We start from the raw sequence: 12,885 nt of genomic DNA on the forward strand, positions 1-12,885 counted from the left end.
GCGGCGAAACGCCCCGGCCGCACAGTGCAGTTCAGCACGCTTTTTGCCTTGGTGCAGCGGGCAGGATCAAAGGACGCGCATTTCTTCCGTATGGCAGCTTAGCAGGAAGAAATATTCTGCTTGGCAATCGTAGGGTGGGCAGGTCTTCCTGCCCACGCGTCCAGCCAGCTCCAGCATGGCCCAGGTGCTGGCCGTGCCGGCGTTACCGGTGGGATCAGCTCTTCTTGTCGCCCGACTTGGACGGCTGCGGGTTGGGCGTGCCCGGCTGGGCGAAACCGCCGCCTTTCTGCTGCGTGTCGGCCTTGCCGGGCTCGGGCGGCATGGCCGCGGCGGCAAACTTCGCGGCCGCATCTTGCGCCGTCATGGCACTCTCGACGGCCTGCTTGAACTGGTCCTGCAGCAGGTTCCACCATACCATCGCGGCCGGCATGCCGGGTGTGGCTTGCGCGTCGGCGCTGCCGGCCTGGCCGCCCTGGGCACCCTGTGCCTTGGATTGCCCGGCGGCGGGAGGTGCAGAGCCGGTTGCGGCCGGCGATGCGGCGCCGGGCTGGGTGAAGAACTGGGCAAACGGCGCCGCCATGGCGGCTGCCTGCTCGCCGGTCTGGTTCATCGCCTGCGCCATGCTCGCGCTCATCGACTTGAGCGTGGCCAGGGTGCCGCGCTGGACCTCGAGCGCCTGGATGGTCCCGCGCAGCATGGTCATGTTCATGTTGAGCCAGGCCTCGACCGCCTTGAGGTCGGCGATGCGCTTGTCCAGGTCGTCGATCGACACGGTGGCGCCCGGCATGGCGGCGGCCGGCGGGGTGCCGGTGCCGGGCACGTTCATTCCGCCCCACAGGTTCTTGACGAACTCGAGCGTGTCCGTCATTCCGGGAATGGGCGGCACGGGCGGCGGATTGGGCATGGCGGTTCTCCGTAAATGGTCAGGCTAGCGTAGCAGAATACCAAGCCCGGTTCAAAGCACTGTGTGCGCGAACACGTCAGTGCGGCCCGGCGGGACAGGCTACACTAGGGGAATGAGCTCCGCATTCTTCCAAGCCCGACGGCGCCGCGCGCTGCTGCTGGGCTCGGTCACCTTCCTGCTGCACTGGACCGTGCTGGGCTGGCTCAACGGCCAGCTCGGGCGGCAGTCCTTGCCGCGTGCTGCGGACGAGGTGACGGCGGTGGCCCGGCTGCTTCCCGATGATGCGCCGCACCCGGTGGTGCCGCCGCCTGCGCTGCTGCCGCTGCGTAGCGAACCCTTGCCTCCACCACCGCCGCCCCCGCCACCGGCGCAGCTGGCCGACGCGGTGCCGGCCGGGCTGCCGGTGGCAGCGGGCGCGTCTTCCGCCGATACGGCGGCCACGGACGGCACTGCGGCAGGGCAAGTTGGCGCGCCCCTTGCCGGACCCGGCGTAGAATCGGTGGCGCAGGCCGTTCCGGCGCCGGCACCCGCCGCTGCGCCACCGGCGCCGCCCGTGCGCAGCTACCGGGTCGATTTGCCACCCTCGGCCGACATGACGCTCGACGTGGACCGGGTGGACGCCGACGGCACGCACTGGAGCGGAGAAGCCACGCTCGGCTGGCGCCTGCAGAGCGGCGGTTACCGGGCCAAGGTCGAGGTCGGCATCCGGCTGCTGTTCGCGCGCGTGAACCTGCTCGAACTGACGAGCGAGGGCGCCACCGGCGAGAACGGCTTTGCGCCCGCCGTGATGACGGAAAAGCGGCGCGGCCGCGCGCTGACGGCCACCCATTTCAACCGGCAGGACGGCACGATCACGTTCTCGGCCTCGCAGAACAAATACCCGCTGGCCGCCGGCGCGCAGGACAAGGCAAGCGTGCCGCTGCAGCTGGCCGCGATCGCCCGTGCCGACCCGGGCCAGCTGAATGACAGCATCGACATGCAGGTTGGCGAGGACCGCGACGCGACCGTGTTCCATTTCGTGCTGGTGGGGCAGGAGGACATCGACACCCGGCTGGGCAAACTGCGTGCCTGGCATTTGTCGCGTCCGCCCAAGCCGGGATCGTACAATTCGCGGCTGGACATCTGGCTGGCGCCCGAGCGCGGCTGGTACCCGGTCAAGATCCGCAACACCGAAGCAAGCGGCGCGGTGACCACGCAGACCGCGAACAACATTGTAATGACAGGAAGCTGATATGCGACGAGATTTGTTGAAACAGGCTGGCGTGGCAACGCTGCTGGCGTTGGCGCTGGGGTGCGCCTGGGCACAGGACGAGCATCCGTCAGTCAAGCGCCCGTTCGACCTGCCGCCGCCGGCCGACCTGACCTACGACCTCACTGCGCGCCAGAGCGGCTTTTCGCTGACCGGCAAGGCGGTGATCACCTGGCGCTGGAACGAGGCCAAGTACGCCGTCACGGCCGAGTCGCGCGTATCGCTGTTCGGAAAAATCACGGAGAACCGTAGCACCGGCACGATCGACAGTTTTGGCCTGGCCCCAACCGAGTTCTACGAAAAGCGGGTCCGCAAGGATCCGACCACGGCCAAGTTCGACCGTGCCGGCAAAACGCTCAGTTTCGCGGATGGCAAGCAGACCTATCCGCTCAAGGGCGGCGAGCAGGACCGCGCATCGGTGACCTGGCAGCTGGTGGCGCAGGCACGCGCGGCGGGCGAAAGCCTGAAGCCGGGCACGCGCTGGTCCTACTTCGTGGCGGGCCGGCATGACGCCGACCCGTGGACCTTCCGCGTCGGCAAGCGCGAAAAGGTGAGCACCCCCGCCGGCGAGTTCGACGCCGTGCACATCGTGCGCGAGGAAACGGCGGCGGTCAAAGGCCAGAACCTCGACATCTGGCTGGCCCCCTCCAAGGACTGGTATCCAGTCAAGCTGCGCTTTTCCGATGACGACAAGGATTTCGTCGAGCAGTCGCTGGAGCAGGTGGTCAAGAAGTAGGAGACGCCCCCGTGTCAGACGCCGCGTCGGCAACAGTTGGAGGAAAAGGCGTGCTAGAAGCTGGAGGACTAAGGAATGCCTCAATTGCCGGTCCGTTCTCAACGTGAACTGTCATGTGCACCGCCCGGGCTCAGGGACGGAGCCGACGTTCGCTTACGCGCTGCATCTGACCGGTTGTGGGCATCACACATGATATGCTTCCGCATGGACCGTACCTGTCGATTGTAGCCTTACCTAGAAAGGCAGCTCTCAACCTGAACTCGTCATCTTGCGCAAGCTCTGGAAAATGTTTGGCAACAGGCAAGTGTTCGAGCCCCGCAGCTATTGCTTAATTATCTTCTAGAAAGGTATGTCATCATCGAATTCATCCTTTGATGGCGCGGATAAGAATGGGGTACCGTCAGCCAAGTGCACAGCCGGATTTTCTTCGTCCGTCATGTCGTGTAATTCTTCAGCTAATTTCTGCTGCCACTCAACTGGATACGACAGAACTGCTCCAATCAGCTTTGATCGGACATTTGCGTCGTCATCGCGCACCGCTGCGACGATTGCCCGAATGCATCTTGTGGTTTGGGCGGGCGTGCTCATTACATCTGGCAAGTATCGCATGAAAAATTTTGCCACGTAATGTCTGGCATCTGGATCTTGGTCCTCTAACCTGTTTAATAGGGCGCTAGCAGCTTCGGAGCGAGTAGTGAACGCTTTCAAGAAATTATTTGACCAAGTCGCCAGGGCTTGAATCGTTTTCCCTGATGGGAGAACTTCACCTTGCCTTATACCTTGGACAAGCTTGTTCTCGATTCGAAGACGAGGTAGTTCAGAGATGCCCGACCAAACCTCCGGTGTGAGCATCTGCAATGACGTACGGATAGTTGAATCCTCCGTTGCTGTCCTGAGTTCCTCTGAAACCACGCTCAGATACGACGCGAGTTGCGTTGGCGTCATCGCACTCAACAGGGCCGGGATCAGGTAACGTAGTTTCCTCAATTCGGTCTTCTTGCGCTCTCGGTAAATTCCGATCAAACAATCTGAAAGTCGAAGCTTCGGCACTTCGGCCACGAGTAGCTCAGCGTAGCGAGTTGACTCCACGAACTCACTGTCAAGGACACGTGCCAGGAAACTTTCAATTGTGAACGCCTCTTTGGATGCGTTCAGACGCTTCAGGAGATAGCCGAGAAAGTGAATAATTGCGTCTGCGGTCTCCTTATCATCGGTTGTTTGTTCATGGCTACGAGGGTTTCTTATTCCCAGGTACACACCTCGCAACATCTGCTCAAACCCTTTCTGCTCGTTCCTCTCGGATTCCGACTGGAAGGCGTTGAGCTTTAACTTCGGGTCGTCACCGCCCAGTGCTTGACCTACAAGAGAAGCCCCATCGCCGTCAACGCCTGCGCGCTCGCGAAGGACACCGCTTATATGGTACGTGGCATCTAAGATGGCATGCGAATAATTTTGCGTCTCGTATGCGCTCTGCACCGCCGTCCATAGAGAGGACGGAATTGCGAGTTGAAGATTCATTGCGCCCTCTGACCGTTACCGAGTCCGAACATCTAATTGATCGGCTGACTAAGATGATAAGAATAACTTGCAGTTTAAGCATCAAGCGAAATTGTGTCCACAAGCAAATATCAGTGGCAATGGCGAGCTAGACGGCATTTCATAGCATTGTAGACCCGCAATTTTCCTGACTCTACTTGAACTAATCTCGAATGGGCTAATGGCCGCCTCGCTCCACAGTTCGCGGCACACGGGGCGGCTTCGAAGCAATGCACTGGCACCAGTACCGCGGTTTGTCCGCTTTCAGTCCCGCCTCCTTTCTTTTGTCAGACTGGCAAGTTATTATTGCATCTAGGAAACGTTGTGGAACAACCGACGCGCCCTGCCGGTCCCGGCTTTTGGTACTAGTTGCCGGGTCTTAACTGGTATACTGGCGCCCCCGCGGACGAGTCTGGCCCGCCTTACGGCAGCGCGGCACGTCGCCCCAGCAACTACCGGAACACGATGATCGACACACTGGCAGGCGCGGCCCTGGCCGCAGAACCCTTGACCCCGGCACAGGACGACGATCCGCTGCAGGCGCATTTCCACGCCGGCGTGATCCCCGACGAGATCGAGCAGGTCTTCCACCTGAAGCGCGCGCAGCCGACGCTGCAGGCGTTCACCGCGCTGTTCCACGGCGGCCAGGACAGCGTGACGCTGCGCCTCCTGGTGCTGCGCGAGCTCGCTTCGGACAGCGCCAGCTCGGCCTTCTCGCGCGCCGACATCAACCTGAAGTTCGCCTACCTGGTCCCGGAAAGCCTGGAAACGGTGATCAACCGCCTGCGCACCCATGGCCTCCTGGCGTGGGACGCGCCGGCCGCCGTGTACCGCATCACGCCGATGGCGCGCAACGTGCTGGCCGCGCTGGACACGCTGCTGTCCGTGGGCAGCCAGTCCGACGAGGACGACGCCGACATGGGCTTCCTGCTGTCGCAGGTGGCCGGCGCGCAGGCCGTGGGCGGCGTGACGGTGGACCAGCTCAAGCACCTGATGGGGCGCCTGAACGCGCTCACCGAGGAGTTCCGCGACGCGATCGCCTCCGGTTCCGAATTCCAGCTGCGTACCTCGCAGGAGAAGTGGCACACGGCCTGCGACTGGGTCGAGAAGGGCTCCGAGATCCTGCGCGCGATCACGACCGACGAACGGGCCGACGCCGCCACCCACCGCGCCGCGCAGGCGATCGGCCGGGCGCAAAGCGCGCTGCTCAACATGCAGGGCATGTTCTCGCGCGCGCTCAACCAGATCGAGCGCCAGCGGGTGCACCTGGGCCAGTCGGGCCTGTCGACCACCGACGTGAAGCTGTGGCTGCTCGCGCACGAAGACCTGGCTAGCCTGGCCGAGGACGCGATCGACCGCCCGGTGGTCCCGATCTTCATCACGCCGGCCGAGATGATCGACGTGGCCGAAACCGAACTGCTGGCCGAGCGCGCCCCCCATACCGGCCCGGCGGGCCTGCCCAGCGGCGAAGACGCGCCGCTCACGATCAACGACAACCCGCAGATCCAGCGCGAACTGGATACGTGGATCTCGCGCCTGTCCAGCTTTGCCAACCTCGATACCTTCCCGGAGGTCGCCGCCGGCAGCCCCAAGCAGGTGCCGATCCAGGACTCGCTGCTGCCGGCCAGCTTTGCGGTGGCCTCGTACCGCGCGTCGCTGCTGCCGCTGCTTGGCGACGCGGCCGAGGCCAGCCTGCAGGGCGCAACGGCGCAGCTGGCGCGCCTGCCGGTGCGCTTCGACGCATCGGACGCGATGCTCGAGCTGGACGACCCCGAAGTGGCCGCGATGTCGGTCGCTACCCTCTCACTGATTCAAGAAAGCGGCTCGCAAGAAGATGAATGACGACGCACAAATCCTGATCGCGCGCCTGCTCACGCACCAGACCCTGCGCCGCGACGACAAGATGGTCAAGCGCGCGCTGTCGGACGACCAGTTCCGCGCCGAGCTGGACAAGCGCCTGCTCGAATCGGGCCTCAAGCTGCTCGACAACGTGTACGCCGACCACGTGACGCTGGCGCTGCACCGCGCGGTGGAGCCCAAGATCTTCGGCGCCAAGGACATCTGGCAGAACAATAACTTCGGCCTCACGCGCGACGGCGTGGCGCTCCTGGTGGTGCTGTGGGCGCAGATCATCCTGCCCAAGCGCGAGCGCCAGGAGACCCACCACGTCGACGTCGACCAGACCGATATGTTCGACAAGGACAACCCGATCCCGCGCGCGGAAGACGCCTCGATCGGCATTTCGTACACGGCGCTGCTGGCCGACTTCGGCGACAAGCTGGGCAAGAAGACGCGCATGGACATGAACCTGGGCGTGCTGGCCAAGCTTGGCTTCATCGAACGGCGCGGCGACGTGATCCTGGAAGGCCCGCTGCTGGACCTGATGATGGACACCGACCTGCTCAAGGAGCGCATCGTCAACGGCGCGCTGGCCGACGTGTTCAAGCGCGCGCCGCTGGCGGTGGCGCCGGCGCGCAAGAGCGCCAATGACCCGGTGCTCGATGCGTCGAGCGAAGCCGACGCCGCACCCGACATCCAGAACTAGAGGCCCCGATGTTCCACATTAAATCACTTGAACTGGTCCACTGGGATTACTGGCAGCGGATCAAGAACATCCCGCTGGACGCCAAGATCATCACGATCGCCGGCCAGAACGGCTCGGGCAAGACCACGCTGCTGGACGCGCTGCGCACGCTGTTTGGCCTGGACTGCTCGATGGGCCGCACCTACAAGCACTACGCGCGCCACTCCGGCCAGCAAAGCGCCTGGATCCGCGCGGTGGTGGACAACCAGCCGGCTGGGCGCCAGCTGTCGAACCGGCCGTTCCGCCATTCGGGCTTTTTCAGCGACGACGAGGTGACGCTGTTCTGCCAGGTGCAGAAGAATGGCGGCGACTGGAAGCGCATGTACCTGATGCGACCCGGGAATATCGACATCGAGGAAGTGACCGAAGCGACCGACTGGCTCGGCGTGGAAAACTACAAAAAGCGCCTGGCGCAGGCCGGCCTGTCGCCGGCAATGGCCAAGGTGCTGGCGCTGGAGCAGGGCGAAACCGACAAGCTGTGCGAGTACGCGCCGCGCCAGTTGCTGGACCTGGTGTTCCAGGTGTTCGGCGACAAGGAGGTGCTCGACGCCTATGACGAAGCCAAGCGCCACCAGCGCGACACCGAAACGGAGCTCAAGCGCTTCGAAGCGGAGCTGGAGACTTCCCGCACCAACCTGGAAGGCCTGCGCCTGCGCGTGGCCAACTACCACCAGTGGGAAGACCTGCACAAGGAACGCCGCAACCTGACGGAAGAGGTGCTGCCGAGCCTGGAGTACCACGAAGCGCGCGAGAAGGCCGCGCTGATGAGCCGCCAGCTGCGCGAAGCGCGCAAGCCCATGGCGCAGGCCGACAGCCAGCTCGAGGACAAGCGCCGCGCGCTGGTCGCGCAGCAGCGCGCGCTGACCGAGGCGCAGCAGCAGGAGGCGCTGCTGGAGCAGGAAGCGACCAACCTGGCCAGCAAGCTCTCGCAAGTGAACACCAAGCTCAAGCCGCTGGAAAGCCTGCTGGAGCAGAAGGAACGCCTGCAGAAGCTGGCGGCGGACGCCGGCGCGGACCTGGCCGACGTGGCCAAGCAGATCGAGGAAAAAGAGATCGAGCTGGCCCGCCAGCGCCAGTCGCGCGATTCGATCTCGGCCAAGATCATGGGCGAGCGCGCCACCATCTCGGCCCTGCAGGGCAAGAGCGCGATGCCGGAGCCGGAAGCGCAGCGCCTGATGCGCCGCGCGCTCAACGACGAAGGCATCGCCCACGCCATGCTGTCGGATATCGTCGAAGTGACGGACCCGAAATGGCAGGGCGCGGTCGAGGGCGTGCTGGGCGGTTACGCGTCGGTGGTGCTGCTCGAACGCGCCAAGGACGCGCCGAGCGCCTACAAACTGGCGGAGAAGGAGCGCTATCGCCACTTCATCGTCCCCGACTGCATCGAGGCGCCCAACGTCAAGGATTCGAGCCTGCTGTCGGTGGTACGCTTTACCGGCAAGGCACCCTCGTGGCTGATCGACCAGCTGGCACGCATCGAGCGCGTCGATTCGGTCGATGACGGCTTCAAGAGCCGGTCGGAAGAGTGGATCACGCCTGACGCCTACCACCGCGAACGGCGCGGCGGACGCTCGCTGTTCGTCGAGCCGTCGCGCTACCGCTTCGGTTCGGCCGGCCGCATCCAGCGCCTGGAAGCGATCCAGCGCTCGCTGCCGGCACTGGAAGAGCAGGAAGACAAGCTCACGCTCTCGATCAGCAAGCTGGCGGCCGAAGTGGGCGGCCTGCGCGCGCGCATCGCGGGTGTGGACGCGGCCAAGGAACTGGACGCGCGCCAGGCCGAGTTCGAGGAAGCGACCCGCAACATCGGCCCGCTCAAGGCCGAGCGCCTGGAAGTGGGCGGCCGCCTGGGCGAGCTGCAAACCCTCATCAAGAACGCCACGGTGGCGCGCACCCGTGCCGACACCGTGTGGCAGAACGCGCGCATGGCCCTGTCGGAAGCGGAAGCGGGCATGCGCCTGAACCACCGCCGCCAGATCGAGCAGCGCGCCGAGCACGCCAAGGCCCTGCGCGACCTGCGCCGCTCGTGGCGCCACCTGCCGATGTCGTGGCGGCGTGCCGCGCGCCGTGCGGCGCTGGTGGCCGAGCACCAGAACGTGCACCAGGTGAACCTGCGCGTGCACTGGCTGGACAACGCGCTGGCGCGCGACGACTGGGAGCTGGACGCGACCGTGATCGACCAGTACCAGCGCCTGAACGACCAGCTGCACAGCCGCCAGTCCGAGACCGAGGAGCGGCGCTACCAGAACAACCGCGCGATCGAGGCGACCGCCAACGCGCGCGGCGCCTACATCGAGCGGCTGCGCTACACGATCAAGACCTACAGCAAAAACATCAAGGAGCTGGGCGCGCTGGCGGGCATCGACGTGCAGGCCGATCCGGTGCGGCTGGAGAACGACGACGTGCAGCTGGCGCAGGCGGGCCTGCATGTGCGCTTCAAGTTCGACGGCAAGGACCAGATCGGCATGAACGACGGCGAGGCGTCCGGCGGCCAGCAGGTGATGAAGTCGCTGGTGCTGCTGATCGGCCTGCTCAAGTCCGAGGACGGCTCGGGCGGCTTCGTGTTTATCGACGAACCGTTTGCGCACCTGGACATCCGCAACATCCAGCTGGTGGGCGAGTTCCTGAAGAACACCGACGCGCAGTACCTGATGACCACCCCGCTGACGCACAACACCGACGTGTACGATCCTTCGGAGCTGACGCTCATCACGAGCAAAAAGAAGAAGGACATGCAGTGGGCGCAGCCGATCTTCGTGCTGCAGCGTCGGCAGGCGGAGGCGGCCAAGGCCGCGTAAAGACAAAGGGGCCGCCCGCCCCTTTTTTTATTGTTGACCCCAACCCGTCGTTCCCGCGCAGGCGGGAACCCATGCTGAGCGAGCAGGCAAGCGGCCTATGGGTTCCCGCCTGCGCGGGAACGACGTGTCACAGCCTGTGGCCTAGTGTTCGGTCACCGGGCTGTCCAGCGTGCGCAGGAACGCCACCAGGTACTGCGCGTCCTCGTCGCTCAGGCGGGGCCTGGCCAGCTCGGATTTCCCCACCTGCGCCCGTGGCGCCTTGCGGTAGTGCGCGACCACGTCTTCCAGCGTTGCCAGCTGCCCCGCATGCATGTACGGCGCGCGCGTCGCCACGCCGCGCAGGCCCGGCGTCTTGAAGGCGCCCACCAGCAGCGGGTCGTCCTTGGCCATGAACGCAAGCTCCTCGCACTGGCCCGGCTGCGCGTCGCTGAACTTGCCCAGGCAGTTGAATTCGTCGTTCGCGACCACGCTCGTCGCTGCCGAACGGCCCAGGTCAGGGTGCGCCGGATCCTGGCGCGGCACCCCGGTGTTGTGGAAGTGCTGGTCGGTGAACAGCGGGCCGTTGTGGCAGGTTGCGCAGCGCCCCTCGCCGATGAAGATGCGCAGCCCGCGTTTTTCGGCGTCCGTCAGCAGGCGCGGCGCATCCGGGTCGCCACGCAGCGTCGCGCCCACGTAGGCGTCGAAGCGCGACTGGCCAAAGCGCAGCGTCTTTTCGTACGCGGCGATAGCCTTGCCCATGTTGGCATAGATGCGCGAGACAGCCTCGCGCGTGGCCGGGTCCAGCGCCTGCCAGGCCTGGCGCTGCGCCTCGGAGCCGTTGGGGCTGGCGTCTTCCGGCAGCGCCGGGAGTGCGGGCATGGCGCCGAACGTTTTTTCGTAGCCCTCGCGGTAGTACGCCTGCATCAGGCGCGCGTAGCGGGCACGCGTGCCGCCGTGTTCGGCCGGATTTTCGAGCGGGCCGAGCGCCTGGGCCCACAGGCTGTCGGCGCGACCGTCCCAGAACAGCCACGGGCTGTAACCTGCGCCGGCCACCGGCATCGTGCGGCGATTGCCCAGCCCTGTGCCGCGCCCGCGCGGCAAGCCGTCCTGGTAACCCTTGGCCGGGTCGTGGCAGCTTGCGCACGACACGGCGCCGTTGCTGCTCAGGCGCTTGTCGAAGAACAGCTGCTTGCCCAGGGCGACCGCATCGGGCTTGCCGTCAACCGCGTTGGACGGGTCCGGCTGCGCCGGCGGCAGCTGGCCGATGTGCATCGATGACAGCACCACCTGCTGTTCCGGCGTCCAGTGGTCGGTATAAGACAAGGTGGCTGCGATCGACCACGCGGCCGCCGTCGCGGCGATGCCAAGCGCTGCCATCCAGCCGACGACGCGTGCGGGACGGCTCATGCTTTCCCCGCTGGCGCGAGGAGCGCGGACTGGCGCGGCGTGCCGCGGCCGACGACGACGTTGAAGGTAGCGGCATCCGGGCCGTTGGTGCTCGAGTCGATTTTCAGCTTCAGTTCCCACCAGCCGCTCATGCTGAACTTCACGCCGCCGATGACGTAGCGGCCGCCTTCCAGCTCGCGCGTCACTGCGGGGCGGGTCGGCAGGCCGTGCCCATGTTGCGGCATGCCGCCGCCCACTTCGATGCGTGCGCCCGGTACCGGGTTGCCGTCGACGGTGGCGACGCTGGCCTCCCACGACTGCATCTGGCCGATCTTGTCCGGATCGCCCAGCGGCTGCAGTTTGACCACGTATTTGTGCCCGTCGGTGGGCTTGGCAAGGGACAGGTCCAGCCCTTCGGGCACGGACATGCAGCCGGTGAGCAGGGTAGTGACCGCGAGCGCGGCCAGGACGAGAAATCGTTTGAACATGTTGCGAGCCTCCTGTAAAAGTAAGTCAAAGAGAAGAGAGGCGCGCAGGTTAAAGCTTGACATCATGGGAAGGTCAAGCGGTCCACAACAAAAAAAAGGGACCTCGAAGGTCCCCTTGGCTCAGAACTTGCCGATCTGTTTGCGCAGCTTCATCCGCCACTTCAGCAGTCCCGCCGAATACATCCAGAAGTACCCGGCTGTCAGCCCCACGGTCAGCATGGTGAGCGGGCTGTCGGTGATTTTCGGCGTGGGCAGGTTGCTGCCCTTGTTGGCGTAGATGAGCGCACCCAGGTACAGCAGGCGCGCCACCAGCGCCATCGCGACCAGGATGCCAAGGCGCGCGTTGGGCGTGAAGAAGCAGCCTTCGCCGGTCTCCTCGAAGCGCGTGATGCGCAGCCCGTACACGCCCAGCGCCAGGCCCGCCACCAGGCCGGCGCCGAGCGCGGCCAGCGTGAGCGGGTCGGACAGCTCGGTGGCCGGCACCGCCACCATCGCGAAAAAGGCCAGCAGCCCCGTGTAGTGGCGCGAGACGATCGAGCGCTGGCGCTCCATGCGCGAGGCCACGCGCGAATACACGCGCCATACCAGCACCGGCACCAGGATGATCAGGGCAAGGGTAGTCAGGTCCATCGCGCCCTTTCAGTCCTTGGCGGGGGCGGTGAGCTTACGCCAGCGCAGCAGGCCGATCGCGTAGGTCATGTAATAGCCGGACAGGATGCCGAAGATCGTCACCGTCAGCGGGCTTTTCATGAAGTCGTTCTGGTGCATGCCGCCGTTGACGTAGAACTCCCAGGCGCGCCAGCCCATGCGGCCGATGAACAGCAGCGCCACCACCAGGCCGATGTGCGCATGCGGCGTGAAGTAGAACTGATCGCCGACCTGCTCGAACTGCGTCTTTTTCAACGCAACCGCGCCCAGCACGGAACCGGCGACCAGGCCGCCCGCCAGGCCAAGCAGGATCAGCGGGTTGCCGATGCCGGCCAGGCTGACCAGCACCAGCAGCAGCGGGAAGAACACCAGCGTGGTGCGGTGGCGCCAGGTGCGCGAAAGCTGGCGGGTGGTCAGGCGCTTGATGCGGCTGTACAGGCGCCACGCCACCAGCGGTGCAAGGGCGACGGCGATGATCGGGGCAGGGATGGCCATGTCGGATTCCTTATGTCGAATCCGGCATTGTAATGCAGCCGGGCGGCGAACCGGTCCAGCTCATGATAAGGTTGGTGGTGCATTT

General features: G+C 65.2%; 11 protein-coding genes. 5 read left to right on the forward strand and 6 right to left on the reverse strand.

Annotated features, from left to right (window positions below; translation table 11 throughout):
- Window positions 1-214 precede the first annotated feature (214 nt).
- Complete coding sequence (locus tag NX774_RS16415) at window positions 215-904, reverse strand: PhaM family polyhydroxyalkanoate granule multifunctional regulatory protein (protein WP_258823307.1); 690 nt, start codon at window positions 902-904, stop codon at window positions 215-217.
- 112 nt (window positions 905-1,016) lie between these two features.
- On the opposite strand from NX774_RS16415, the gene NX774_RS16420 reads away from it, so the two are divergent.
- Window positions 1,017-2,135, forward strand: a complete 1,119-nt coding sequence (locus NX774_RS16420) for a DUF3108 domain-containing protein (RefSeq protein ID WP_258823308.1) — start codon at window positions 1,017-1,019, stop codon at window positions 2,133-2,135.
- Window position 2,136: 1 nt separating this feature from the next.
- Window positions 2,137-2,889 carry a DUF3108 domain-containing protein gene (locus tag NX774_RS16425; RefSeq protein ID WP_258823309.1) on the forward strand — a complete coding sequence of 251 codons (753 nt, stop codon included), beginning with the start codon at window positions 2,137-2,139 and terminating at the stop codon, window positions 2,887-2,889.
- A 339-nt stretch (window positions 2,890-3,228) separates the two neighbouring features.
- Here the strand turns inward: NX774_RS16425 and NX774_RS16430 are convergent, their stop codons facing one another.
- Window positions 3,229-4,407, reverse strand: a complete 1,179-nt coding sequence (locus NX774_RS16430; protein WP_258823310.1) for a TIGR02391 family protein — start codon at window positions 4,405-4,407, stop codon at window positions 3,229-3,231.
- A 483-nt stretch (window positions 4,408-4,890) separates the two neighbouring features.
- Here NX774_RS16430 and NX774_RS16435 point away from each other — a divergent pair, with 483 nt between their 5' ends.
- From NX774_RS16435 to NX774_RS16445, 3 genes are read left to right on the forward strand one after another with little or no spacing between them, the layout of a single operon-like run.
- Window positions 4,891-6,267 carry a hypothetical protein gene (locus tag NX774_RS16435; RefSeq protein ID WP_258823311.1) on the forward strand — a complete coding sequence of 459 codons (1,377 nt, stop codon included), beginning with the start codon at window positions 4,891-4,893 and terminating at the stop codon, window positions 6,265-6,267.
- Window positions 6,260-6,970, forward strand: coding sequence for a hypothetical protein (locus NX774_RS16440; protein ID WP_258823312.1), 711 nt, complete (start codon window positions 6,260-6,262; stop codon window positions 6,968-6,970). Before NX774_RS16435 ends, NX774_RS16440 begins: the two co-directional genes overlap by 8 nt.
- A gap of 8 nt (window positions 6,971-6,978) precedes the next feature.
- Window positions 6,979-9,804, forward strand: coding sequence for an ATP-binding protein (locus NX774_RS16445; RefSeq protein ID WP_258823313.1), 2,826 nt, complete (start codon window positions 6,979-6,981; stop codon window positions 9,802-9,804).
- 141 nt (window positions 9,805-9,945) lie between these two features.
- On the opposite strand, the gene NX774_RS16450 is transcribed toward NX774_RS16445, so the two are convergent.
- The 4 genes from NX774_RS16450 to NX774_RS16465 form a co-directional block, all read right to left on the reverse strand.
- Window positions 9,946-11,190 (reverse strand): cytochrome-c peroxidase, encoded by a 1,245-nt coding sequence (locus tag NX774_RS16450; protein ID WP_258823314.1) that lies wholly within the window; start codon window positions 11,188-11,190, stop codon window positions 9,946-9,948.
- Window positions 11,187-11,657: a FixH family protein gene (locus NX774_RS16455; RefSeq protein WP_258823315.1), complete on the reverse strand. Its 471-nt coding sequence runs from the start codon at window positions 11,655-11,657 to the stop codon at window positions 11,187-11,189. Before NX774_RS16455 ends, NX774_RS16450 begins: the two co-directional genes overlap by 4 nt.
- A 120-nt stretch (window positions 11,658-11,777) precedes the next feature.
- A complete protein-coding gene (locus NX774_RS16460; RefSeq protein WP_258823316.1) occupies window positions 11,778-12,287 on the reverse strand; it encodes a CcdC protein domain-containing protein in 510 nt (169 codons plus the stop codon).
- Between the two features lie 9 nt (window positions 12,288-12,296).
- Window positions 12,297-12,800 (reverse strand): CcdC protein domain-containing protein, encoded by a 504-nt coding sequence (locus NX774_RS16465; RefSeq protein ID WP_258823317.1) that lies wholly within the window; start codon window positions 12,798-12,800, stop codon window positions 12,297-12,299.
- Window positions 12,801-12,885 lie beyond the last annotated feature (85 nt).

Origin of the sequence: Massilia agilis (assembly GCF_024756255.1) — a bacterium.
GTDB lineage: Bacteria > Pseudomonadota > Gammaproteobacteria > Burkholderiales > Burkholderiaceae_D > Telluria > Telluria agilis.